Raw genomic sequence first — 23,222 nt, forward strand, 5'->3', positions numbered from 1 at the left:
GTTGGATAACCGCTTATTTTAACTGACTTTTTGCGAACAAGGCCAGATTTCCGGCAAGGTCGCCCACCTGTGCCAATTCGCGCGCCCATTCGGCCGCGCGTTGCTTCAGGGCGGCGCGGTGACGCTGGAAATCCGCCCAGTCCGGCTGACCGGCGCCGTTCCATGCGTGCCAGAAGCGCGCGAGCGCGTCGCGCGCGTCGGCGGGCAAGGTGCGGGCGTAGTGGGCGAGTGCGGCGTCGAGCTTCGGCAGATGGGCGTCATCGGCTTGCGGGTAGATATGCCAGACGAAGGGCTTCGCGGCCCATTGCGCCCGCACGAACGAATCCTCGCCGCGCACGAAATTGACGTCGCTGGCCCACTGCAGCGCGTCGTAGCCGGGCTGCCCGGTAAAGGCGAGCGCGTGGGCGCTGAGGCTGCCGCGCTCGGCGTATGCGCCGGCGGCAAACGACGGCAACCCGAAAAAGCGTGCGACCGCGCCCGAGATCCGGCCTTCCGGCACGAGCAGCACGACCGGTTCGGCGCTATCGCGCCACTGTTCGAGCAGGCTGTCGACGGCGGGGTTCTCATAGGCGAACAGCGAGATGACGGTGGCCGCGGCGGGCGGCGGCGGGCGGCCGGCGGTTTTCAGCCACCAGGCTTCGCGGGCTGGCTGCGAGGCTTCGAAGGCCGCCCGCGCGGCGTCCAGATGCCGTTCCTTCAGCACGCCGCCGGTGCCCGGGCCCAACCCTGGGAAAAAGAACGTCTTCGTCAACGCATAGCGCGGGTGGGGCGACGGCCGAAGATGGAAATCCGCGACCCAGTCTTCGGCGCTCAGATATTCGAGGTTCAGCCACACCGGCGCGCGCTCGCGCCGCGCCATCGCGGCTACGTAGATCGGCGGCAGCTCGCACGCGAACGCCTCGATCACCACGTCAGCGACTTCGAGCGTCTCGCCCGCGTGCGCCGGCTCGTGCCAGTGTTCGACGATGATGCCGTCGATCGCCTGGCGCGCGCGATCGAGCGTGAGCGACGGGCAGAGCTTCTGAAATGTATGCAGGTCGTCGACGAGCACGCGCACTTGCCAGCCGTGCTCACTCGCCAATTGGCGCGCGAGGCGCCAGCACACGCCGATGTCGCCGAAATTGTCGATCACCGCGCAAAAGATATCGCAGGCGATCGCCGTGGGCGCGGTGGCCGGTTGTTCGGGAAGGGGCGTGGCGGAAGACATGGTGGCCTGGGTCGCGGGTTCGAGCGGGCGCGTGGTTGGATCGTGCAGTGCGCGGTTTAGTTGGGCGATTTCGTTGCTTTGCTTGGTTGCGTAACCTAGTTGCGTAACTTGGCCGCGCAACTTGGTCGCGCAGCCTGATCGGGCATTTGAGCCGCGCAGTTGGGTTCAGCCGCCGGCCCATGCCGTTGAGTTGGGCCATTCGATGCAGCAGGGCTCGAACCCGCGCGGAATGTTCTAAACTTGCGATTCTAAAGCACTCGTTCGCGGTCCCGCGCGCAAGCGCGTACTCAAGTGAGCAACGCGAGCGCGCAGCACTTGGGCCGAGGCTTCGCGACACTGTTCCTTCCAACCGATCCTGCATGACCGAACCCGAAGCAACCGACGCTTTCGAGCCGAAAAAAGTGCTTGCCCAATTGCCGCATCTGCCCGGCGTCTATCGCTATTACGATACGCAGGGCGCGGTGCTCTACGTGGGCAAGGCGCGTGACCTCAAGAAGCGCGTCTCGAGCTACTTCACGAAAACCCTGCTGTCGCCGCGTATCGCGATGATGGTGACGCGCATTGTGCGCATCGAAACCACCGTGACGCGCTCCGAGGCCGAAGCGCTATTGCTCGAAAACAATCTGATCAAGGCACTCGCGCCGCGCTACAACATCCTGTTTCGCGACGACAAATCGTATCCGTACCTGAAGCTGACCGGCCACAAGTTTCCGCGCATGGCGTATTACCGCGGCTCGGTGGATCGCAGGAATCAGTACTTCGGACCGTTCCCGAGCGCATGGGCCGTTCGCGAGAGCATTCAGATCCTGCAGCGCGTCTTCCAGTTGCGCACGTGCGAAGACTCCGTGTTCAACAACCGCACGCGGCCCTGTCTGCTGCATCAGATCGGCCGTTGTACGGCGCCGTGCGTTGGAGCCATCGGCGCAGAGGATTACGCACGCGATGTCGCCAACGCATCGCGCTTTCTGCTCGGCCGGCAGGGCGAGGTGATGAAAGAGCTCGAGCAGAAAATGCACGCATTCGCGAGCGAGCTGAAGTTCGAGCAGGCGGCGGCGGTGCGTAACCAGATGAGTTCGCTGTCGACGGTGCTGCATCAGCAGGCAATCGAAGTCGGCAGCGACAGCGACGTCGATATTCTCGCGGTGGTCGCACTCGGCGGACGCGTGTGCGTGAATCTCGCGATGGTGCGCGGCGGACGGCATCTGGGTGACAAGGCGTACTTCCCGGCGCATGTGGAAAGCGCGCTGACGGCAGAGGAGGGCGGCCTCGAAACGGGCGGCGAGGGGCTGTCCGACGCCGCGGCCGAGCCGGGTTCGACGTTAAACGAAGCGCCGTCCGCTTCTGCAGGCAGCGCGGCCGAATCGTCCGATGCCGCCGACGCCTTCGCTATCGCGCAAGAGCTGCCGCAGGACGATGACGCCGAAGATGCCGAAGATGCCGAAGACACCGCCGTGGACGTGGAAGCCGAAGGCGAGACGGATGTGGGCGCTCCCTCGAAGCCGCGCAAAGGCAGCGCCGCCGGCGGCATCGAGTCCGAAGTTCTCGAAGCGTTCATTGCGCAGCACTACCTGGGCAATCGCGTGCCGCCGGTGCTGGTGGTCAGCCATGCGCCGGCCACGCGCGAGCTGGTCGACGTGCTGATCGAGCAGGCCGGCCACAAGGTGACCGTGCTGCGTCAGCCGCAAGGTCAGCGGCGTGCATGGCTCGCGATGGCCGAGCAGAACGCCCGGCTCGCGCTCGCCCGCCTGCTGTCCGAACAAGGCTCGCAGCAGTCGCGCACGCGCGCGCTCACCGACACGCTCGGCATGGAGTGCGACGATCTCGCGCATCTGCGTATCGAATGCTTCGACATCAGCCATACGATGGGTGAGGCGACGCAGGCGTCGTGCGTGGTGTATCACCATCACAAGATGCAGTCGTCCGAGTACCGCCGCTACAACATCACCGGCATCACGCCTGGCGACGACTACGCGGCGATGCGTCAGGTGCTCACGCGCCGCTACGAGAGGATGGTCGAGCAAGCCGCCGCGAATGTCGCCGCGAATGTCGCCGATGAAGCCGCCGCCGAAGCCGCTGAGTCGCAAACGGCCGCGACGGCCGATCCGTCAATCACGCCCGATGCGGCGGAGCCGGCAGCCGCGGGCGGCATTTTGCCGACCATTGTGCTGATCGATGGGGGCAAGGGCCAGGTCGAGATCGCGCGCCAGGTCTTCACGGAACTGGGTCTCGATACGGGCATGCTGGTCGGCGTCGCCAAGGGCGAAGGGCGCAAGGTCGGTCTCGAGACGCTGATTTTCGCCGACGGCCGCGCGCCGCTCGAACTCGGCAAGGAAAGCGCGGCGCTGATGCTGGTCGCGCAGATCCGCGATGAAGCGCATCGCTTCGCCATCACCGGAATGCGTGCGAAGCGCGGCAAGACGCGGCAGACCTCGCGGCTCGAGGAACTCGAAGGTGTGGGTGCGAAGCGGCGCCAGCGGCTGCTGGCGCGCTTTGGCGGACTGCGTGGCGTAGTCGCGGCAAGCGTCGAGGATCTCGCGAGCGTCGAGGGGATTTCGCAGGCGCTCGCCGAGCAGATCTATCGGCAATTGCACTGACCCTGATGCGATGGGGCTGCCCGGTGCGTGGCCGCGACGCAGCGTCAGGCAGCGCCTCGAAGGGATTGTGAAGGGTGATAAGCGGCGCGCGGGCCAAGCCCCGCGCGCCGCTTTGCTTGTGGCAGGCCCTATGACACGGCACAATTGCATCTCCCTTGTCAGACGCCGCGCCTGCCCATGCCGTTTAACTTTCCGATTTTCCTGACCTGGCTGCGAATCGTGCTGATTCCGCTCGTCGTCGGGGTGTTTTATCTGCCGGACATGATGATGAGCCTCGCGCACCGCAACCTGGCTGCCGCGACGATCTTCGTTCTGGCGGCGCTCACCGACTGGTTCGACGGCTATCTGGCACGCAAATGGAATCAGACCTCGGCGTTCGGCGCTTTTCTCGACCCGGTCGCCGACAAGCTGATGGTGACGGCCGCGCTGTTGGTGCTGGTGCAACTCGCGCGGCTCGATTCGGCGATCGCGCTGGTGATCGTCGGACGTGAAATCGCGATTTCGGCGCTGCGCGAATGGATGGCGCAGATCGGCGCGTCGAAGAGCGTCGCGGTGAATTCTCTCGGCAAGTTCAAGACCGCGTGCCAGATGGTCGCGATTCCGATGCTGCTGTTCTACGGTCCGCTGTCATTCGGCGGCGTCTCTGTCGACACGCGCGTGTGGGGATTGTGGCTGATCTATCTGGCCGCCTTCCTGACGATCTGGTCGATGCTCTATTACATGAAGCTCGCGTGGCCGCAGATCCGCGAGCGGGGCGGCGTTGCCTGAGGGAATCTGATTGCGGCCTGAATTCCAGGGGCTCGAAGCCCGGCTGCGGCGTGACGAAATCGTGAGTGAAATCTGTTCAGTTAAAGACATTCGCAAAAGGGGTTGACACGTTTCAGCCGTTTCTCCATAATCTCGTTTCTCCGATGCACGCAGTTCGAAACGTCGGTGGCAGTAAGAGTGAAGTAGCGGTAACTAAGGCAGTAGTTAGCAGTAATACGCGGGAGTAGCTCAGTTGGTAGAGCGCAACCTTGCCAAGGTTGAGGTCGCGAGTTCGAGCCTCGTCTCCCGCTCCAGATTTCGAAGCAACGCGTTGTTTGGCGAAGTAAAAATGCAAGGCGTTGTGAAGCAGTGCCATGCGGGAGTAGCTCAGTTGGTAGAGCGCAACCTTGCCAAGGTTGAGGTCGCGAGTTCGAGCCTCGTCTCCCGCTCCACACATTAGGGGAAGCAAGGCTTCCCTTTTTGTTTGGTGGTCCGGTCGTGCTGATCGGTCATCAGACAAATCTGTGAATCTGCAGCTAGGTTCCAGTCCGCTTGCGGCGCGATAGCAAAGCGGTTATGCAGCGGCCTGCAAAGCCGTTTAGGCCGGTTCGACTCCGGCTCGCGCCTCCAGTAGTTGATGAAGAGAAAAGCCCCGCCGTGTCGGGGCTTTTCTTTTTGTGCGCCTCATTTTGCTCATCGCTCATCACGCCTTTCGCCTTCATCGCGCTTCCCGTTCAAGGTCGCCTGTCACTGCATTGCCTTGCACTTGTCCGCACGCTTTGCTGCTCACGCCGCTATAGTGCGCAGACGCCCAAGCCCGGCACTCCGACACCGACATGCGCATCCACGATACTGAACGCCGCTCTTTCTACCTGCGCGTGATCTACGCTCTATGCCTCGTCGGCGCCACCTGGACGCACCTGCACGCACCTGCACGTGGCCTTCGCCCACGGCCTCTGGTGGGACTACGGCGGCGTTGAGTCCGGTACGCGAATCTACTGGACCTCGCTGCTCTTCATCGATCCATTGACGGCGCTGCTCCTGCTGCTACGCCCGCGACCCGGACTGATCCTCTGCATGGCGGTCATCGTGACGGATGTGGCGCACAATTCGTGGTTCGCACTCCATCACCCGATCCGGATGGACCTGTACCTTTCGCAACTCGTGTTTCTGCTGTTCGTTGCACTTACGGTGCGTACAGCGTGGCGTGGCGCCGTTCGTCGACGCACCGCGCCGTGCCTTGCCGATTGAATTGTTTAGCTGTCCAATCGCCTGCTTGCCCGCCAATCCCGAGACCGCATGTATCTACAACTCACCGGCACCAACGTACGCCTGCTTGGCTCGATGCATCTATTCCCTGCGACGAACCGACGGACGCCGCCATGGATTGCCGAGGCCTATGATTGGGCCGAGGAACTGGTCTTCGAATCCGATCCGCCGACCATCCTGCCGTTTCTGAAGGCGCATTGGCGAAGCAGTGCGGATCAACTGCGTCCTTTGCTCTGCGCCGACGCCTGGAATCAGCTCCAGGCCGTATGGCCTGTCGACGGCCCGCTGGCGCCGCTCGCCGATTTGCGGCCGTGGGCCGCGCTAATCGTCGCGCCGACGCTGTTTCAACAGGTCGTCGAAGGCGTCGAGCCGCGCATGCTGCGTTCGGCGATCGCGCAAGGCAAACCGTATCGGTATCTCGAGACTGCGGAGGAAGTGGCGGCGTCGCTCGAGTCGATTCCGCTGGAAGCCGTCTCCGCCGCGCTGGGCTTGCTGATCTCCGATCTGAAGGAGCCGCAGCGCACGCTCGAACGCATGCACGCGGCCTGGCTGCATGGCGATCTGCAAGCTGTGCACGAGATTGCTGTCGAGTCGCCGATGTTCAACCTGCCCGGTATTCGCCACGCGATTCTCGATGCGCGCAATCACGCGTGGGCGGAGCGTGTGACGGCGATGCTCGGGCGGCCTGAGCGGACGCTGGTGGTCGTCGGCGCGCTGCATTTGTGCGGTCCTGGCAATCTGATCGAGCGTCTCGCGCGCCCCGTCGAGCCTGCTTTCCTGGGCGCATAGTGGATTGGCTATGGGCAGGCGCACGAGCCGAACCTGGCGAAAAGCACACTGAATACACGCGACGTGCGGGACGAGGGCGATCTCCGGCCGTGGCGGCTGCGCGCCACCGAAGCCAGGCCGCGCGTTGCAAGCAATGCACCGCGTCGTTCCGCGAGATTGGCGCGGCGTAGCCTGACCCACGAGATGGGGGCGGCGTAGCCTAAGCCGCTCTGGCGCGGCATAATTCCGCATCGCCGCCGCCCCGGTGCTCCCTTTTGAGCCTTCTCATGACCGAACCGCAGCCCACTGCCGCCACGCCGCTGGCGCAGCTCGAATGGCACTGGAAAGCCTTCGACGACCTTACCACCGCCGAAGTCTATGCAATGCTGGCCGCTCGCAGCGCGGTGTTCGTCGTCGAGCAGAACTGCCTTTATGCCGATATCGACGGGCTCGACACGCAGGCCTGGCACCTGTTCGCCTTCGGTCCCGGCGAGCGCCGTCCGCCGCTGGCAGGTTATCTCCGCGTGCTGGTGCCGGACGCGGCAGATCCCGATATCCGCATCGGCCGCGTGCTGACGACGGCGGAGTTCCGCGGCATCGGACTCGGTAACGCGATGCTCGAGCGCGCGCTGGCTCACATCCGGGTCCAGTGGCCCGGCACGCCGATCCGTTTGCATGCGCAGGCGCATCTGCAGGCTTTCTATGGCGCTTTCGGCTTTGCGCCGATCTCGGACATTCACGAAGAGGACGGCATCCCGCACGTGTGGATGCGTTCGGTCTAAGCTTCGACGAAGCCCGGCGCAGCCGCGCCGGCCGCATTCAACGCTTTGAAAGTTCCAGCGTCAGCGTTGCGCGCTGGCGGCCACCGAGGGAGCTTGCGTCAGGCGGCGCGCCGGCGCCGCGTTCGCCACGCAGGCGTCCGCGCGCCGATAGCCGCATCCAGTGACGCAAGGCGAGTAGGGCGCCGATGACGCTCATCATCGAACCCGGAATCCACAGCAGCAGTCCGCCGATCTGCTGATCGCGCATCGGGCTCAGCCACGTAAAGGCGCGTCCGCAGATCGAATAGATCGGATATAGCTCGCGCGGCGAAAAGAAAATGAATGCGCCGAGGATGATCTGCGGCGGAATCGCGGCGATCACCACCAGCACGCGCTTGCCGGGCGACAGCCGCGCTGGCGGCGCCGGGCGCGGATCGAGCACGAGCCACCAGAACAGCAGGCCGTCGATCACCATGCTCCAGTTCATCACGCGGTAGAGCCGCCAGTCGAGCATCGCTACGAAGTGAATCGGCGACATCAGCCAGAAATAAATCAGTCCAACGAACAATGTGACTGCAACCACCGGATGCATCACCAGGTCGAGCACCTTGCGCACCACGCGGGTTTGCAACGCGGGCCGCACGAAGCGTTGGCGCCAGCTGAACGGAATGCCCGCACGCAATGCGGCGCCCGGATACGACAGCGCGATGAAGAAAGGGCCAAGATGATGTAGCACCAGATGCTGCGCGCGATGCATGAAGAACTCATGCTCGAAGAAGTAATCGAGCCGCGTATGCAGCGCGACATACAACGCGGCCAGCCCGAACCAGAAGGAAACGCGCCGGGCGATCGATACCTTCGCTTTGCGTGCGCCACGCACAAACAGGATCGCGGGCACCAGCAATGCGATCACGACGATCGGCGAGAACTCCCAGGGATCGAGCCAGTAGAGCGGGTTCATCGTGCGTCGTTGCTGTTACTTGGTCTGTGCGGGCGATTTGACGGCGAACGGCGTGTCGAGCGTTTCGCCGTCGGAGAACTTCAGCGTCAGATGCACGGTGTCGCCCGGCTTCACCTTATGCTTCGCGTCTTCGAGCATCACGTGGTAGCCGCCTGGCGCAATCGCGACCTGGCCATGCGCGGGCACCGTCAGCTTGTCGACCATCACCATCTTTTGCGTCGAGCCGTTCGACACGGTTTGATGCAGCATCGCGTCACCATAGTCGTTACTGGAAATATCGACGAGGTCGATCGGCTTATCGCTCGCGTTCACCAGCGTCACGTAGCCCGCGGCGGGCAGATTGTTCGGCAGCCAGCGAACCCACGCCTCCCTGGCGCTGATCGCGTGCGCGCCGGCCGCTTGCGCGCCTGGGGCGAAACCGAACGAAAGGGCGGAAAGGGCGAAGGCGCAACTCAATGCGGCGAACGTCTTGATCTTGATCGACATGGGTGGACTCGGGAAAGGTCAGGAGCGGTCTTCAATGATACGGCGCAGGTCTTGTGCGATCGCATCGGGTGTGTCGTGATCGGTGGCCAGCAGGCGCGCATGGCCTTGCGGGTCGAACACGTAGACGGCGGAGCTATGCGTGACTTCGTAGTTGCCGTTGGGGTCGCGCTTTTCCATCTGATAGGCGACCCGGTAACGCTTGGCGAGCGATTCGATTTGCCAGTCGGTGCCGCTCAGCCCTTCGGCGTGCTGCGAGTCGAAGGCGTCGACGTAGTCGTGCAAGGCCTTGGGCGTGTCGCGTGCCGGATCGACGGTGACGAACAGGATGCGCACCTTTTGCGCGTCCGCGCCGAGCTTGCCGAGCACCTGCATCAAACGGCCCATGGTCTCCGGGCAGACATCCGGGCAATGCGTGTAGCCGAAGTAGACGAGCGACGTGCGGCCCTTGAATGACTCACTGCTGACGGGGCGGCCGTCGTCGCCGGTCAGCGAGAAGTCCAGATCCGGCAAGTGGCCGGTCACGTTGGTCAACTGCCACGGTTCGGCGCGATGCGTGCAGCCGCTTAGCGCGGCCAGCGCGCCCACCATGACCGTCAACGCGACCACGCGCTTCGACCACGCGCGATGTGGCGATGCAAAGTCTGGTTGCCGGCGTCGGGATGAGATGGGCGGGAACAAAGCAGGTATCAATGACTCGATTGAAGAGCGGTACACGAACTGGCGCGCGCAGGTCACGCACGAGGCGATGGGGCAGCGCGCAAGCACGCCTCGCGCAAGGCGCACGGATCGCCATAGTGTGCAAATATGGCCGTAACCGGAATGGGCTGCGTGGCTGCGACTGTATCGCAAAAAGCCCGGTGGCGTCGCGCAGCGCCTGCTGGCGGGCGGTTTGCGAGGCAATTTGACGCAGGCGGCTGAAAGCTCGATGAAGCCAGATTGTTCTCTTTTTGAACGCAATCCGCGGTGGCCGCGGCTCGCACGCCTCCGCCGGGCTTGTGTCCTCGCTTACTTTCTCGAAAAATGGGTGGATGCGCGGTAAGATGCGCACACTTTTCCGGCCGCAGAGGGCTGAAAGGCAAAACTAACCGATGCAAGCACTTCCGGCAGTTCTGTCTCCGAGCGAGACGGCATTTTTCTTCGACTTCGACGGCACGCTCGTCGAACTCGCGCCCACGCCGGATGGCGTGCTGGTGCGACCCAAGGTCATCGTGCTGCTGACTGAATTGCGGCGTCTGACGAACGGCGCGGTCGCGATCGTGTCGGGGCGCGGCATCGATAGTATCGATGCTTTCCTCGGCATGCCCGATCTGCCGATCGCCGGCCTGCACGGCGCCGAGCGGCGCGACGCGAACGGCGACACACAGCGTATTGGCTTTCACGACGAACGTTTGCTGCGCATGGAGCAGGTGCTCGCGCAGGTCGTCAATTCGAATCCCGGCATGCTGCTGGAGATCAAGGGCGCGGCGCTCGCGCTGCACTATCGCAATGCGCCGGACCGCGAGCCGGTGGCGCGCGAGGCAACCGAGCGGCTGGTCGCCGATTATGCCGGCTCTTATGTATTGCAGCCCGGCAAGATGGTCTATGAGATCAAACCCAAGGACGTCGACAAGGGCCGCGCGCTGCGCGCGTTTCTCGAGGAACCGCCGTTCGTCAGCCGCTTTGCGGTGTTTGCCGGCGACGATCTGACCGACGAGAAAGGCTTTGCCGTCGTCAACGATCGCGGCGGCCTGTCGATCAAGGTCGGCGCGGGCGACACGATGGCGCATACGCGCATCGAGTCGGTCTCCGCCTTGCTCGAATGGCTCGAGTCGATTGTCGCGGCGGCGCGCGGAGCATGATGACTGCGCCGTCTCGTCCAACATATCGCTCAACCTGCATAACGCACTGCATCGGGAGTCGCGCTTCATGAGCCGACTGATCATCGTATCGAACCGGGTCGCGCCGATCTCGGAAGGCGGCCCGGCGGCCGGTGGGCTGGCGGTCGGCGTGTACGACGCGCTGAAGGAAACCGGCGGCATGTGGTTCGGCTGGAGCGGCGACGTGCTGAGCTCGGGCCAGCCACAGATCAAGGTCGAAGAGCGCGGGCCGGTGACCTTCGCGACCATCGCGCTGATGCGGCGCGACTACGATCAGTATTACCGCGGCTTCTCGAACGCTACGCTATGGCCCGCGTTCCACTATCGCGCTGATCTGCTGCATTACGATCGTCACGACTTCGAGGGCTACTGCCGCGTCAATGCATGGCTCGCGCAGCAACTCGTGCCGCTCTTGCGCGAGGACGACGTGATCTGGGTCCACGACTACCACCTGATTCCATTTGCGCAAGCGTTGCGTGCGGCCGGTGTGAAGAATCGCATTGGCTTCTTTCTGCATATTCCGTTTCCGGCTTCGCAGGTTCTGCTTGCGGTGCCGCCGCATCGCGAACTGGTCGAAGCGCTGTGTTCGTTCGATCTGCTCGGCTTCCAGACCGCGCCGGATCTGCGCGCGTTCGGCGATTACATCGTCAACGAGGCGAACGGCACTGTCGATGTGTCGGCGCGTGGCCCGTTGACCGTTCACGCGTTCGGCCGCACGCTGCGCGCGGCGGCTTACCCGATCGGCGTGTATCCGGACGAGATAGCCGAGCTCGCGAAAGCGGGCGAGCGTGGCAAACCGGTGCGTACGATGAAGGCGACGCTGCATTCGCGCAAGCTGATCATGAGCGTGGACCGGCTCGATTATTCGAAGGGGCTGGTCGAGCGTTTCCGCGCGTTCGAGCGCCTGCTCGAACACGCGACCGCGCAGCGCAACAAGGTGTCGTTCCTGCAAATCGCACCGCCGACGCGCGCCGACATGAACGCCTACCAGGACATCCGCCTGCAGCTCGAAGGCGAGTCGGGCCGCATCAACGGCCGCTTTGCCGAGCTCGACTGGACGCCGATTCTCTACATCCACAAGCAGTACGAGCGTTCGGTGCTGGCCGCGCTGTTCCGCACCGCGCACGTCGGCTACGTCACGCCGTTGCGCGACGGCATGAACCTCGTTGCGAAGGAGTACGTGTCGGCGCAGGATCCCGACAATCCCGGCGTGCTGGTGCTGTCGCGCTTTGCGGGTGCGGCGCAGGAGCTGGACGGCGCGCTGATCGTCAATCCGGTCGATATCGACGGCATGGCCGACGCGCTGGCCACGGCGCTGGAGATGCCGCTCGCGGAGCGCCAGGCGCGTCACCGCGACATGATGGTGCAGTTGCGCGAGAACAATGTGTCGGTGTGGCGCGATAACTTCATGCGCGACCTGCAGAGCGTTAACGGTGCAAAGAGCACGAGAACCGTGAAGGTGCGGGCTGGATCAGGCAAGAAAGCGGTGCGCGAAACGTTGGCCGGGTAAGCCGCTATGAAGGCCGTTCGCGGCTACGTCGGAAAACAAAAAGCCGCTTGAAAAGCGGCTTTTTGTTGGCGATGCGTGTCGTATGCGTGTCGTACAAACGGCTGCGCAAATGGACGCACAAAACGGCGCTGCGCAGTTCAAACCACGTGCTGTTCGTCGACCTTCTTGCCGCCGATATGCAGCGTCGTGCCCTTGCCATATTGCTTCGCAAGCAGGTCGCGATACAGACCCGGGCGCGTACGCAGCTCTTCCGGGCTGCCGTCGTCGATGACTTTGCCCGAGCTCATCACGATGATCCGGTCGAAGTTGTTCAGCGTCGACAGCCGGTGCGCGATTGCAATCACCGTGCGGCCCACCATCAGCCGGTCGAGCGCCTTCTGGATCGCTTCTTCCGACGCGCTGTCGAGCGCCGAGGTGGCTTCGTCGAGCAGCAGGATCGGTGCGTTTTTCAGAATCGCCCTCGCAATCGCGATCCGCTGGCGCTGACCGCCGGACAGCTTGACGCCGCGATCGCCGACGATCGTATCGAAACCTTCCGGCATCGCTTCGATGAAATCCGCGCAGCGGGCTTCGCGCGCGGCCGCCACCACCTCTTCGCGGGTCGCCTCGGGCCGGCCGTAGGCGATGTTCTCGTACACCGTGCGATGGAACAGCGAGATATCCTGCGGCACCAGCGCGATCGCATGACGCAAGCTGTCCTGGGTGATCGAGGCGATGTCCTGGCCGTCGATCCTGATCGCGCCCCCCTGCGTTTCGTAGAAGCGTTGCAGCAAGGCGAGCACGGTGGATTTGCCTGCGCCCGACTTGCCGATCAGGCCCACCCGTTGGCCCGGTTCGATATGCAGATCGAAGTGGTCGAGAATCGGCCGGCGGTGCGGATAGGCGAACGTCACACCTTCAAAATCGACCCGGCCGCCTTGCGGGACGAGTTCGGCCGCGTCATTGCGGTCCGGCATGCCGTGCGGTTCGAGCAGCGTGCGCACCGCTTCTGCGAGCCGTGCGACGTGTTGCGTCACGTCGACGAGCGCCACGGCCAGATCGCGCGTGCCGTGCAAAATCGTAAAGCCGAGCGAGCTGACCAGAACGATGTCGCCGGAGGTCGCCTTGCCGTGATCCCACAGCCACAGCGCCCACCCCAACAAGCCGGCCGACAGCAGCGCGGTGATCACCGCGTGCAGCAGGCGCAGCTTTTCCAGATACAGCAGGCTCTGCTGGCGCGCCTCCATCTCCGCCTTGACCGTCGCGCCGAAACGCTGCTGTTCGCGAAACGTCATGCCGAAGGCCCGCACGAGGCCCATGTTGCTGATCACGTCGACCAGCTCGCCGTCCACCGACGCCGCTTTGGTCGCGAAGTGGTGATGCCGTGCCGAGCCGCGTCCGGCGAGCTTGTAAAGCACGACCGACAGAATGGCCGAACACAGCATCAGGCCGGCCGCCATCAGCGGATTCACTACGATGATCATCACGATCGCGCCGAGCACGGCGATACAAGGCGGCAGCACGTTCCACGCGGTAGTGTTCTCGGCGGTGTACACCGCGTTCGAGGTTGCCGTAATGCGGCTTGCGAGCATGCCCGGCTGCTTCTCGGCGTAGTAGGTAGGCGAATGGCCGCTCAAATACTGGAAGAGATCGCGCCGCAAGTCGCCCGTAACGGCGACGAAGGTATGCGCGGCGAACCAGCCGCCGACCCGCCACAGCAGGTTGTCGGCGCCGATCAGACCGACGAGGATGGCGAACGCCCCCCAAAGCGGACCGGGATGATGCCGGCCTTCGCCGAGCACGTCGATCAGATGTTTGATCGCGTATTGCGAACCGAGCGCACAGCCCACGGCTGCAATCACGCTGCACAGGACAATCGCATGCGCGAGCGGGTGGCGGCGGATGAAGCGGAAAAGAAACGCAAGCGGCCGATGCGCATAGCTCGCAAGCTTTGCGTTCTGGGCATTACGCTGGGCGACGGTTGAGTGTTCCAATTGATCGTGAGGTCGGAGTGTTTCGGGTTGTGCATGCAAAGCATGGGCCACGGCGAATAGCTCGCCGCGAAGCCGATGCTTCGCATTGTAAACATGCAAAAGCGATTGCGCCTTGGGTATCCGGCGTGCCGACGCGACTGATTGCGCGATAGACCACCGCGACCTGTTATGGCTCGACCCGTCAACGGGCAGGTGGTTCACGCAGGCTGCGGAATATTTCGGGATATAATTACAAGTTGCATACAACTTTGCCGACGCATTTCTTCAATGCTTGCCGGCAAAGTTGACGCAAGAGCTTACAGAGCCGCGTTCGAAGTTCCGCGTTGCAAGCCAGTGGCTACTCTAGAACTGGCTTATAAAACAAGGGTTTGTAAAGTGTTTCGCCTTTGTAACAACGTAAAGACTTTGAAATGTTATGGTGCAGCGCAAATTCCGGCACCGATAATGCGTGCTCTGTTGGCCCAGCGAAATATCTGACAGTTTGTCAACGTAGGTGCCGTGCGTGCGTTTACCGGCACATGCGCAGACGTTGACGACATCGATCTGGGCTCACTACCCAAGCGATCCATCGCAGGATTTCTCGAAAGAAACAGGCCCGTGCCGGGATCAACCGGCCAGACTGCCCTGGCGAGCAAGCGAGTCGCTTTTAACCAAACGCAGTACCTTTGCCTGATTTTTTACGAGGAGTTCCCCATTATGCGAATCGCTCAAATCGCTCCGTTGCACGAGGCGGTTCCTCCCAAGCTGTATGGCGGCACGGAACGCGTGGTGTCCTACCTGACCGAAGCGCTGGTCGAGCAGGGCCATGACGTGACGCTTTTTGCGAGCGGCGATTCACAGACCTCGGCGAAACTCGAAGCATTCTGGCCGCAAGCGCTGCGCCTCGACCCGACGATCCGCGACGTGATGGCGCCGCACATGTTGCTGCTCGAAGAAGTGCGCCGCCGCGCGGACGAATTCGACGTGCTGCATTTCCACATCGACTACTACCCGTTCTCGCTGTTCGCCCGTCAACCGGTGCCGTTCCTGACCACGTTGCACGGCCGCCTGGATCTGCCGGAACTGCAGCCCATCTTCAATACGTTCAGCGACGTGCCGGTGGTGTCGATTTCGGACAATCAGCGCATCCCGCTGCATCAGGCCAACTGGCTGCAAACCGTCTATCACGGCCTGCCGGAAAACCTGCTCACGCCGATCAAGGACGTGAAGCCGAGCTACCTCGCGTTCCTCGGCCGTATTTCGCCGGAAAAGCGCCTGGACACGGCGATCCGCATCGCCGAGCAGGCCGGTATGCCGATCAAGGTTGCCGCCAAGCTCGACAAGGCCGACCGCGCGTATTACGACGAAGTGATCAAGCCGCTGATGTCGCTGCCGCACGTCGAATACATCGGCGAAATCAGCGAAGCCGAAAAGACCGAGTTCCTCGGCAATGCGCATGCGCTGCTGTTCCCGATTGACTGGCCGGAGCCCTTTGGTCTGGTGATGATCGAGGCCATGGCTTGCGGTACGCCGGTGATCGCGTTCAATCGCGGTTCGGTGCCGGAAGTGATCGAAAACGGCGTGTCGGGCTTTGTCGTCGAAGACGAAATCAGTGCGGTCGCCGCCGTGAAGCGTCTGCACACGCTGCCGCGCGCCAAGGTGCGCCAGGCGTTCGAATCGCGCTTCTCGTCGAAGGTCATGGCGCAGAACTACGTCGCCACCTATGAAGAGCTGCTGCGTCAGAAGCACCGCACGGTGCTGCGCGAAGTCAACGCCGGCTAATCGACGCGGGCGAATCGACGCTACGTCTAGCCAATGGCTTAGTCGGTCAAAGCAGCAGAAGCCGGCTTGCGGAGCGCTTCCGGGCGACGCCGCCAGCCGCCAGCAACGCCCCGCGTGCGTCATGCACGCGGGGCGTTGTTGCATGCGCGCCGCGTTTTTCCCCGCGAGCGGTAGAAAGTGCGGTTTTCGGGCCGGCAAGCATGAGCCGCGCTCAGTAATATCCCTATAATGGCCCTGCCGCAAATCTGGCTGCGGCGCCGCCGACGAAAGGAGGATGCCTTGGCGAGAACGAAAGAGACGCGTGCGAACGCGGCGCCCGGTGCCGGAACGATTTTCGCGCTGCGCGCCATCGGTCTCGTGCTCCTGGCTCGCTGGCTTTTTTCGATGGCGCAGATGGATCTGAGCGCGTCGCTGGTGGCGATGGTGTCGTCGCCGTGGGCGTGCATCAACCTCGTCTTCCTGTTCCTGCTGATCTTCCTGCCGGGCGCGCGCGCGGTGGCCGAGCGGCCGTTTCATCCGTTGCCGCAATGGCTGCGGCAGGCTCTGCGTCTGTTTGCTTTCCTGGGATTCCTGTTCGCGGCCTGGTCGGTCGGCGCCTTTGCGGCGAGCGCGGGCTGGCGGCACGCCGCGCAAGCGGTGGCGGCCACCAATGGCTGGCTGCTGGCTGCACCGGCGTTGTACGCAGCGGTCGTGTGGATTTGCCGGCCGCGCGCGCTGTGGCGCACCAATATCGCCGCGCGGCGCTTCGCGATTGGCCGCTATGCGGTCGCGCTCGATCCGGCGACGCGCACGGTGGTCGTATGGGCCGAGCGCCGCAAGGTCGGTCAGTACGATGCACGCGAGTTGTCCGTGCGTTGGCCGTCGGGGCAGGGCATGACAAGCCCGCCGACACCGACGCCCGCGGTGGCGTTCGGCGCTGCCGGCAAGCCGGGCACGGCCGCGGTGCCGGCCAGGACGGTTGCCGCGGCTTCACTTGCGCGCGACAGTTTCGGCCGGCGGCCGAAAATCGAATTGCTGTGGGATTCGCCGGCTGCGGCGGGTCACAACCGGCAAACCGTGTTCCGTGCCGCGCTCGCTACCGAAGGCGACCGGGTCGCCGCTCGGGCGCTCGATACATCGCTGCGGCAAGTCTGAATCCGACGCTGCAGGCGATCGGCCGCGCCTGCGGCCGAGGCATGCGCAGCGTCGTGGGCCCATGCTGGGCATCAATGAGGCAACACCGCCTGGCGAACGCCGGCGAGTGAGAATACATCGATCGTGTCGCGTCGTTTTACGGGAGTCGCTATGCTGGTTCGCTGGTTGCTTGCCGCTATTCACCTGCTTGCTTACGGCCTTGCGCTTGCGTCGATTCTCCGGCGCACGTGGGCGTTGCGCCGTGCAACCGTGCCTGCCGCGTTGCGCTCGGTATTTCGCGCCGACACAGGGTGGGGCATCTCTGCGCTATTTCTGATCGTAACCGGATTGATGCGCGCGTTCGGCGGCTTCGAGAAGGGCACGGATTACTACCTGCATGAGCCGCTCTTTCACGTCAAAATGACGCTGCTCGTGCTTATCCTCCTGCTCGAAATCGCGCCGATGCTCGCGCTGATGCGTTGGCGTGCCGCACTCCGCAAAGGCAGTCCGCCGGATCTTCGGCGAGCGCGTAGGTACGCGCACATCTGCGTGATCCAGACGGTGCTGTTGATTGCGATGGTGTTCGCCGCATCCGGGATGGCGCGCGGCATCGGGTTGCCGACGGGCGTGGTCTAGAACTGTGATGGTGCGCAACGCACGACGTCCCGCCCAATTAAAGCGATTGACTTCCCTACCAGCAACGTCGAATCGTCTATCCGATTCGCCTTCACATCTGACTGCGCAACGATGCCTGCTGCGCGCAGGCGATGTCCTCGCCGTCGATCGTGATCCTGGCTGCCGAGATGTCGTAAAGCCGCTGGATCAGCTTGATGAACGTCGTCTTGTCTGAGTCGGAATGCCCGATCAGCCACACGCGTTCGCCAGGCGCAATGCGCACGGAGAAATCGCCATGGAGCGGCGTGCGGTTCGCGGCATAGTGGAAGGTGACATGTTGAAGCGGATATCGCCCTTGTATCAGTACGCTGAAGCGGTCGCAATTGTACGAAGGTGCGCTTTTGACTTCGAACTGAGGCGCTGCGCTCGCGTTGCTACGTGCCGATGTGATCGCCGCGACAAGGGATGCGCGAACGTGCAAAAAGCGCGCAAAAAGAAAAGGGCTCACGTATTTCTACGTAAGCCCTTTATTCTTCGGTGATCGACACACCAAGATTCTGGTGGGTAGTACTGGGATCGAACCAGTGACCCCTGCCGTGTGAAGGCAGTGCTCTACCGCTGAGCTAACCACCCGAAGAGAGCCGAATTATGTCAGGGATTTTTCCACCCGTCCAGTATTTTTTAAGCAGTTTGCTCATCCGCGGGCGGCGCGGGTTCGAGGCGCCATACGCTCGTGCCCTTGACCGCTTTGTCGAGGCCGTCAAGTACAGCCTGGTGCGCGGCGAGTTCGTCGTCGCTGGCGGCAATCACCACGAGATCCAGCGAGTCGAGCGCGACGCGCGGCGCGTATGCATTGCCACCAGCGTGCGTGTCGCCGAGCATGTCGATGACGAGGCTTTCCTGGCCGCGCGTCATCGCCAGATAGACTTCCGCGAGCAGCTCCGAGTCGAGCAACGCGCCGTGCAGCGTACGGTGCGCATTGCTGATGCCGAAGCGATCGCACAGTGCGTCGAGTGAATTGCGCTTGCCAGGGAACATCTGCTTGGCGCGCGCGAGCGTGTCGATGATTTCGCCGCAATAGGTGCTGACCGGCGGCAAGCCCAGCAGCGCGAATTCGACGTCGAGAAAGCCGATGTCGAACGGCGCGTTGTGAATGATCAGGTCCGCGCCCTGGATGAAGTCGCGAAACTGGTCGGCGATTTCCGCGAACTTCGGTTTGTCGCTGAGGAACTCCGTGGTCAGCCCGTGGACGGCCAATGCGCCTGGATCGCTGTCGCGTTCCGGGTTGATGTAGAAGTGCAGGTTGTTGCCCGTGAGCCGGCGGTTCACCAGTTCGACGCAACCGAGTTCGAGGATCCGGTCGCCGGTGCGTGCATTGAGTCCGGTGGTTTCGGTATCGAGGATGAGTTGACGCATGTCGGATTAGCCTGCTTCGAAAAAATCAGCGGAAAAGAAAGGCGGGCGTGTGTGCCGCGCCGCGTGCATGGAGGCGGGCATCACATCTCTGCAAGCGATGCGACGCCGCGATTGGCCAGTTGATCCGCACGCTCGTTTTCCGGATGACCGCTGTGGCCGCGCACCCAGCGCCATTCGACTTCGTGTTGCGCGACCAGCGCGTCGAGCCGTTTCCACAGGTCGGCATTCTTCACCGGCGTCTTCGCGGCGGTCATCCAGCCTTTCTTTTTCCAGCCGTGAATCCACTCGCTGATGCCTTTTTGCACGTATTGCGAGTCGGTATGGACGACGACTTTGCATGGGCGCTTCAGCGCTTCGAGCGCGGCGATCACGCCCATCAGTTCCATACGGTTGTTGGTGGTGTTGGCTTCGCCGCCGAACAGTTCTTTTTCCTGGGCGCCGAAGCGCAGCAGCGCGCCCCAGCCGCCGGGGCCGGGGTTGCCCTTGCAGGCGCCGTCGGTATAAATATCGATGAGATCGGAAGTCATTGGGTGTGGTTGCGTGTATTCGGTGTGGCAGCGGGCGCAAGGCCCGCGGCAAGGACGGGTTTTTTCACTTTCAGCGGGCCGACGAGGCGCATGCCGCGCACGCGCTTGATCGCCTTGATCATGTAGGTGGCGCCGAAAATCGGCCACCAGCGGTCGCCGGCGGCTTCCATGAAGCCGTAACGCGAGAGCCACTGATCGCTGCCAAGCGGCGGACGATAGCAGCCGAAGCGCCCGCGTTCAAGGTCGAAACCGAGCAGCTTGATCCAGTCCTTCAGGCGCGTGAACGCAATCAGATCGACCGCCGCGGGCACGAACGGCCGGCCGGTCATCTTGCCGACCGACTGCCGCGCGCCCCACAGCGACAGCGAATTGAAGCCGAGAATGATCAGCTGCCCTTCGGGCATCAGCACGCGCTCCGCTTCGCGCAATAGCCGGTGCGGATCGCTAGTGAATTCCAGCGTGTGCGGCATGACGATCAGATCGACGCTTTGTGCTTCGAACGGCAAGTCGAGCAGATCGCACCAGACTGCGCTGCGCCCGGCCGGCGCGGGCAAATCCGCGGGTGAACCTTGCCCGGCGCCGTTGCCGAGGCCATTGCCCGCCTGCGCCGGGCCGCGCGGAAAAGCGTAGGGCGCGCTGGCGCCGCTCGCGGCGTCGAGCACGAGGCCGCGGCATGGCATGCGGTTCTCGCGCAAGGCGTCGAGCTGCGGCAGGCCGAGTTGCAGCGCATGGTAACCGAACACGTCCGACACCACACGGTCGAGCTGGGTCTGTTCCCAGTCGAGCACGTAGCGGCCGGGGGGCGAATCGGTCCACGCGGGCCAGTCTATAATCGATCGATCAGTCATATCAAAATGCGTCGCCTATGAATGCGCTCGAGTACGTACCGGTCCCGGCGTTTGAAGACAATTACATCTGGCTCGTGTCCGACGGACACCACGCGGTGGTCGTCGATCCGGGTGAGGCCGCGCCTGTTCGCGCTTATCTGGCGAAAAGGGGTTGGCGGCTGAGCGCTATTTTACTCACGCACCATCATCAAGACCACGTCGGCGGGGTGGCCGATCTGCTGAACGGCCAGCCGGTGCCGGTGTACGGCCCCGCAGGTGAAGCGATCGAGCATCTCACGCAGCGCCTCGGAAATGGCGATCGCGTGAAGATTGAGGCGCCCGCGCTCGAATTCAGCGTGCTCGACGTACCGGGGCATACGAGCGGTCACATTGCCTATTTTCAGGCGGCCGATCCGCGCGGCACGCCGCACGTGTTTTGCGGCGACACGCTGTTCGCGTGCGGCTGCGGCCGGCTTTTCGAGGGCACGCCCGCGCAGATGCTCGCATCGCTCGATTCGCTCGCTGCGCTGCCTGGCGCCACCGAGGTCCACTGCGCGCACGAATACACGCTGTCGAACATTCGCTTCGCGCTGGCGTGCGAACCGGGCAACGCCGAACTGCAGGCATGGCGCGACGAGGCAAGCGCACTGCGCGCGCGTCAAGTGCCGACGCTGCCGACCACCATCGCCCACGAACGCGCGGTGAACCCGTTTTTGCGCGCCGACAAGCCGGCGATTCAAACGACCTTGCAGGAGCAGTTGCACGAACAAGTGCCTGACCGGTTGACCGCATTCACGCTGATGCGCGAATGGAAGAATCGCTTCCGTTGACCGGATTGGCATAAGGGTATTGCTCACGCGAAGAATCGAGAAAATTCGCCAAGCCTAAGATTTACTTGGTTTTTTCGTAATTTTCCGATTGACGTAAACGTTGCCGTTTCGTACTATCGGCTGCAAATTCCAGCCCTTGTGGAAGCCGAGACGTTCATGAGATTTATCTTCAGTGCGTTGTTGGTTCTGATGCTCGCCGCTTGCGCGAGCCAGGGACCAGCTACGAATAGCCCAACCACCGCAACAAACTCCGCCAGTCAGCAAGCCGTAGCCGACGCCCTTCGCAAGACAGCCACCGCCAAAGAGACGATTGACGTCGACCAGGGCTCGGTCGCGCAACTGACGAGCGCGGACGCCGACCTGTGGGGCCGTATTCGCCGTGGTTTTCAAATGCCGGACCTGCAAACCGACCTCGTCGACATGCAGGTCAACTGGTATGCGCAGCGCCCCGATTACGTGCAGCGCATGACGGAGCGCTCGCAGAAGTACCTGTATCACATCGTCGAGGAGCTCGAGGCGCGCCATATGCCGACCGAGCTCGCGCTGCTGCCGTTCATCGAATCGGCGTATAGCCCGCAGGCGTTGTCGGTGGCGAAGGCGGCCGGCATGTGGCAGTTCATGCCGGGCACCGGCCGCACGTACAACCTCAAGCAGAACATGTGGCAGGACGAGCGCCGCGACGTGCTGGCTTCGACCAGTGCCGCGCTCGACTATCTGTCGCGCCTGCATGACATGTTCGGTGACTGGCAGCTGGCGCTCGCCGCGTACAACTGGGGCGAAGGCAACGTGCAGCGCGCGATCGCGCGCAACGAAGCGGCGGGTCTGCCCACCGACTATCTCAGCCTGCGCATGCCGAACGAGACGCGTAACTACGTGCCGAAGCTGCAGGCGGTGAAGAACATCGTGATGAACCCGCAGATGTACGGGCTCGCGCTGCCGTCGATTCCGAACCACCCATATTTCGTGACGGTGACCACCTCGCACGACATCGACGTGGAAATGGCGGCGAAGCTCGCCAATCTTTCGCTCGACGAATTTCGTTCGCTGAATCCGTCGTTCAGGAAGCCGGTGATTCTCGGCGCCACGCAGCCGCAAATCCTGCTGCCGTTCGACAACGCGAGTGCCTTCGAGCGCAATCTGAAAACTTACTCCGGTTCGCTGTCGTCCTGGACCACTTACACGGTCACGGAGCGTTCGGCCCCGGCGGCGATTGCGCAAAAGATCGGCGTCGACGCCGACACGTTGATGGAAGTGAACAAGATTCCGGCCGGCATGCGGCTGAAGCCGGGTTCGACGATCGTCGTGCCGCGCGCTTCGGACGACGACGAGGACATCAGCGCGGACGTCGCCGAAAGTGCCGTGCTGGCGATGGAGCCCGACGTCCCCGATACCCGCAAGATGCTGATCCGCGTGCGCCGCAATCAGACCATGGCGGCTATCGCCGTGCGCTACGGCGTCTCGGTCGGTCAGCTGAAGGCGTGGAATCGCACGCATCGCGATCAGGTCTCGCGTGGCCAGGTGATCGTGCTGCACGTGCCGGTCGGCAAGGCGATGCCGAGCGAACCCGGCCCCGAGCGCATCGCGACGGACGTGCAGGGTGGCGGCGTCGAGAAGATCGGCACCCGCGTCGCAGACACAAGAAACGATTCACGCTACGATAGGAAGAAGGGGCGTGGCCGGTCCGCCGTGGTGAAGGTATCCGAACCGGTGGGCAAAGCCAGCAAGTCGACAGCATCGGGCGCCAGCAAGGGCAAGGTGACGAAGGTGTCGGCTTCCACGTCCGGCAAGGCGTCGAAGGCCGCGGCAGACAGCCGCCCGAAGACCGCGGCCAACGCGAAGAAGGGCCAGTAGACCAAAAAGCGGCTCCCACGGGAGTGACCACATGCGCTGCGGGGGCAGCGCGTGAATTGCGCTCCGATCACACCGTGTTTTTTCCAACGCCGTCACCTGTGGTGACGGCGTTTTTCATGTGCAGATTATTTCCGGCGAATTTGGCCGGTT

The 23,222-nt window shown here is 63.3% G+C and carries 20 protein-coding genes, 4 tRNA genes and 1 pseudogene; 15 read left to right on the plus strand and 10 right to left on the minus strand.

Features of this window, described 5'->3' with window-relative positions; all coding sequences use genetic code 11:
• Window positions 1–13: 13 nt before the first annotated feature.
• On the minus strand, window positions 14–1,207 hold the full coding sequence (earP, locus tag DLM46_RS18310) for an elongation factor P maturation arginine rhamnosyltransferase EarP (RefSeq protein ID WP_115102566.1): 1,194 nt from the start codon (window positions 1,205–1,207) through the stop codon (window positions 14–16).
• 359 nt (window positions 1,208–1,566) lie between these two features.
• Here earP and uvrC point away from each other — a divergent pair, with 359 nt between their 5' ends.
• From uvrC to DLM46_RS18350, 8 genes are all read left to right on the plus strand, one after another.
• Window positions 1,567–3,801 carry an excinuclease ABC subunit UvrC gene (gene uvrC, locus DLM46_RS18315; RefSeq protein WP_115102260.1) on the plus strand — a complete coding sequence of 745 codons (2,235 nt, stop codon included), beginning with the start codon at window positions 1,567–1,569 and terminating at the stop codon, window positions 3,799–3,801.
• A 177-nt stretch (window positions 3,802–3,978) separates the two neighbouring features.
• Window positions 3,979–4,569 carry a CDP-diacylglycerol--glycerol-3-phosphate 3-phosphatidyltransferase gene (pgsA, locus tag DLM46_RS18320; protein ID WP_115102261.1) on the plus strand — a complete coding sequence of 197 codons (591 nt, stop codon included), beginning with the start codon at window positions 3,979–3,981 and terminating at the stop codon, window positions 4,567–4,569.
• A 217-nt stretch (window positions 4,570–4,786) separates the two neighbouring features.
• Window positions 4,787–4,862: transfer RNA gene (locus DLM46_RS18325), tRNA-Gly, on the plus strand.
• A 62-nt stretch (window positions 4,863–4,924) separates the two neighbouring features.
• Window positions 4,925–5,000: transfer RNA gene (locus DLM46_RS18330), tRNA-Gly, on the plus strand.
• A gap of 104 nt (window positions 5,001–5,104) precedes the next feature.
• Window positions 5,105–5,178: transfer RNA gene (locus tag DLM46_RS18335), tRNA-Cys, on the plus strand.
• 306 nt (window positions 5,179–5,484) lie between these two features.
• Window positions 5,485–5,799, plus strand: coding sequence for a hypothetical protein (locus DLM46_RS18340; RefSeq protein ID WP_208866298.1), 315 nt, complete (start codon window positions 5,485–5,487; stop codon window positions 5,797–5,799).
• Between the two features lie 48 nt (window positions 5,800–5,847).
• Window positions 5,848–6,606, plus strand: coding sequence for a TraB/GumN family protein (locus DLM46_RS18345; protein WP_115102262.1), 759 nt, complete (start codon window positions 5,848–5,850; stop codon window positions 6,604–6,606).
• Window positions 6,607–6,872: 266 nt separating this feature from the next.
• The gene (locus tag DLM46_RS18350; RefSeq protein WP_115102263.1) at window positions 6,873–7,367 is read left to right on the plus strand and encodes a GNAT family N-acetyltransferase; all 495 of its coding nucleotides are present in this window, start codon (window positions 6,873–6,875) and stop codon (window positions 7,365–7,367) included.
• Window positions 7,368–7,404: 37 nt separating this feature from the next.
• Here the strand turns inward: DLM46_RS18350 and DLM46_RS18355 are convergent, their stop codons facing one another.
• Genes DLM46_RS18355 through DLM46_RS18365 form a run of 3 tightly spaced genes read right to left on the minus strand, consistent with a single transcriptional unit; the run spans window position 7,405 to window position 9,381 of the window.
• Complete coding sequence (locus DLM46_RS18355) at window positions 7,405–8,307, minus strand: cytochrome c oxidase assembly protein (RefSeq protein ID WP_244306286.1); 903 nt, start codon at window positions 8,305–8,307, stop codon at window positions 7,405–7,407.
• A 15-nt stretch (window positions 8,308–8,322) separates the two neighbouring features.
• A complete protein-coding gene (locus DLM46_RS18360) occupies window positions 8,323–8,793 on the minus strand; it encodes a copper chaperone PCu(A)C (RefSeq protein WP_115102264.1) in 471 nt (156 codons plus the stop codon).
• An 18-nt stretch (window positions 8,794–8,811) separates the two neighbouring features.
• Complete coding sequence (locus DLM46_RS18365) at window positions 8,812–9,381, minus strand: SCO family protein (RefSeq protein ID WP_115102568.1); 570 nt, start codon at window positions 9,379–9,381, stop codon at window positions 8,812–8,814.
• Window positions 9,382–9,881: 500 nt separating this feature from the next.
• Between DLM46_RS18365 and otsB the strand changes: the two genes are divergently transcribed.
• Window positions 9,882–10,631 (plus strand): trehalose-phosphatase, encoded by a 750-nt coding sequence (otsB, locus tag DLM46_RS18370; protein WP_115102266.1) that lies wholly within the window; start codon window positions 9,882–9,884, stop codon window positions 10,629–10,631.
• Window positions 10,632–10,698: 67 nt separating this feature from the next.
• Window positions 10,699–12,159, plus strand: coding sequence for an alpha,alpha-trehalose-phosphate synthase (UDP-forming) (otsA, locus tag DLM46_RS18375; RefSeq protein WP_115102570.1), 1,461 nt, complete (start codon window positions 10,699–10,701; stop codon window positions 12,157–12,159).
• Between the two features lie 137 nt (window positions 12,160–12,296).
• Here otsA and DLM46_RS18380 read toward each other — a convergent pair whose 3' ends face one another.
• Entirely contained in the window at window positions 12,297–14,132 is a 1,836-nt protein-coding gene (locus tag DLM46_RS18380) for an ABC transporter ATP-binding protein (RefSeq protein ID WP_115102572.1), read from the minus strand.
• Window positions 14,133–14,828: 696 nt separating this feature from the next.
• Here DLM46_RS18380 and DLM46_RS18385 point away from each other — a divergent pair.
• The 3 genes from DLM46_RS18385 (at window position 14,829) to DLM46_RS18395 (ending at window position 17,642) form a co-directional block, all read left to right on the plus strand.
• Window positions 14,829–15,893, plus strand: coding sequence for a glycosyltransferase family 4 protein (locus tag DLM46_RS18385; protein WP_115102268.1), 1,065 nt, complete (start codon window positions 14,829–14,831; stop codon window positions 15,891–15,893).
• Window positions 15,894–16,172: 279 nt separating this feature from the next.
• The gene (locus tag DLM46_RS18390) at window positions 16,173–17,027 is read left to right on the plus strand and encodes a hypothetical protein (protein ID WP_115102575.1); all 855 of its coding nucleotides are present in this window, start codon (window positions 16,173–16,175) and stop codon (window positions 17,025–17,027) included.
• Between the two features lie 150 nt (window positions 17,028–17,177).
• A complete protein-coding gene (locus DLM46_RS18395) occupies window positions 17,178–17,642 on the plus strand; it encodes a DUF2214 family protein (RefSeq protein ID WP_115102269.1) in 465 nt (154 codons plus the stop codon).
• A 94-nt stretch (window positions 17,643–17,736) separates the two neighbouring features.
• Here the strand turns inward: DLM46_RS18395 and DLM46_RS40365 are convergent.
• The 5 genes and pseudogenes from DLM46_RS40365 to DLM46_RS18420 form a co-directional block, all read right to left on the minus strand.
• A pseudogene (locus DLM46_RS40365) lies at window positions 17,737–17,961 on the minus strand (ATP-binding cassette domain-containing protein); the annotation flags it as partial.
• Between the two features lie 218 nt (window positions 17,962–18,179).
• Window positions 18,180–18,254, minus strand: a tRNA-Val gene (locus DLM46_RS18405).
• Between the two features lie 48 nt (window positions 18,255–18,302).
• The gene (gene dnaQ / locus DLM46_RS18410) at window positions 18,303–19,037 is read right to left on the minus strand and encodes a DNA polymerase III subunit epsilon (RefSeq protein WP_115102273.1); all 735 of its coding nucleotides are present in this window, start codon (window positions 19,035–19,037) and stop codon (window positions 18,303–18,305) included.
• Window positions 19,038–19,117: 80 nt separating this feature from the next.
• Window positions 19,118–19,564, minus strand: a complete 447-nt coding sequence (gene rnhA, locus DLM46_RS18415; protein ID WP_115102275.1) for a ribonuclease HI — start codon at window positions 19,562–19,564, stop codon at window positions 19,118–19,120.
• Window positions 19,561–20,412 (minus strand): class I SAM-dependent methyltransferase, encoded by an 852-nt coding sequence (locus DLM46_RS18420; protein ID WP_115102278.1) that lies wholly within the window; start codon window positions 20,410–20,412, stop codon window positions 19,561–19,563. The genes rnhA and DLM46_RS18420 overlap by 4 nt, the downstream gene beginning before the upstream one ends.
• 17 nt (window positions 20,413–20,429) lie before the next feature.
• Between DLM46_RS18420 and gloB the strand changes: the two genes are divergently transcribed.
• Window positions 20,430–21,221 (plus strand): hydroxyacylglutathione hydrolase, encoded by a 792-nt coding sequence (gene gloB / locus DLM46_RS18425; RefSeq protein ID WP_115102281.1) that lies wholly within the window; start codon window positions 20,430–20,432, stop codon window positions 21,219–21,221.
• Window positions 21,222–21,377: 156 nt separating this feature from the next.
• Complete coding sequence (locus DLM46_RS18430) at window positions 21,378–23,072, plus strand: transglycosylase SLT domain-containing protein (protein ID WP_115102578.1); 1,695 nt, start codon at window positions 21,378–21,380, stop codon at window positions 23,070–23,072.
• Window positions 23,073–23,222: the final 150 nt, after the last annotated feature.

It is taken from the genome of Paraburkholderia lacunae (assembly GCF_003353175.1).
Classification (GTDB): Bacteria; Pseudomonadota; Gammaproteobacteria; order Burkholderiales; family Burkholderiaceae; genus Paraburkholderia; species Paraburkholderia lacunae.

Bases quoted from the DNA above. Each gene is read 5' to 3' on its own strand.
- earP (WP_115102566.1), bottom strand. From the start codon at position 1,207: ATGTCTTCCGCCACGCCCCTTCCCGAACAACCGGCCACCGCGCCCACG.
- uvrC (WP_115102260.1), top strand. From the start codon at position 1,567: ATGACCGAACCCGAAGCAACCGACGCTTTCGAGCCGAAAAAAGTGCTT.
- pgsA (WP_115102261.1), top strand. From the start codon at position 3,979: ATGCCGTTTAACTTTCCGATTTTCCTGACCTGGCTGCGAATCGTGCTG.
- DLM46_RS18345 (WP_115102262.1), top strand. From the start codon at position 5,848: ATGTATCTACAACTCACCGGCACCAACGTACGCCTGCTTGGCTCGATG.
- DLM46_RS18350 (WP_115102263.1), top strand. From the start codon at position 6,873: ATGACCGAACCGCAGCCCACTGCCGCCACGCCGCTGGCGCAGCTCGAA.
- DLM46_RS18355 (WP_244306286.1), bottom strand. From the start codon at position 8,307: ATGAACCCGCTCTACTGGCTCGATCCCTGGGAGTTCTCGCCGATCGTC.
- DLM46_RS18360 (WP_115102264.1), bottom strand. From the start codon at position 8,793: ATGTCGATCAAGATCAAGACGTTCGCCGCATTGAGTTGCGCCTTCGCC.
- DLM46_RS18365 (WP_115102568.1), bottom strand. From the start codon at position 9,381: ATGGTGGGCGCGCTGGCCGCGCTAAGCGGCTGCACGCATCGCGCCGAA.
- otsB (WP_115102266.1), top strand. From the start codon at position 9,882: ATGCAAGCACTTCCGGCAGTTCTGTCTCCGAGCGAGACGGCATTTTTC.
- otsA (WP_115102570.1), top strand. From the start codon at position 10,699: ATGAGCCGACTGATCATCGTATCGAACCGGGTCGCGCCGATCTCGGAA.
- DLM46_RS18385 (WP_115102268.1), top strand. From the start codon at position 14,829: ATGCGAATCGCTCAAATCGCTCCGTTGCACGAGGCGGTTCCTCCCAAG.
- DLM46_RS18395 (WP_115102269.1), top strand. From the start codon at position 17,178: ATGCTGGTTCGCTGGTTGCTTGCCGCTATTCACCTGCTTGCTTACGGC.
- dnaQ (WP_115102273.1), bottom strand. From the start codon at position 19,037: ATGCGTCAACTCATCCTCGATACCGAAACCACCGGACTCAATGCACGC.
- rnhA (WP_115102275.1), bottom strand. From the start codon at position 19,564: ATGACTTCCGATCTCATCGATATTTATACCGACGGCGCCTGCAAGGGC.
- DLM46_RS18420 (WP_115102278.1), bottom strand. From the start codon at position 20,412: ATGACTGATCGATCGATTATAGACTGGCCCGCGTGGACCGATTCGCCC.
- gloB (WP_115102281.1), top strand. From the start codon at position 20,430: ATGAATGCGCTCGAGTACGTACCGGTCCCGGCGTTTGAAGACAATTAC.
- DLM46_RS18430 (WP_115102578.1), top strand. From the start codon at position 21,378: ATGAGATTTATCTTCAGTGCGTTGTTGGTTCTGATGCTCGCCGCTTGC.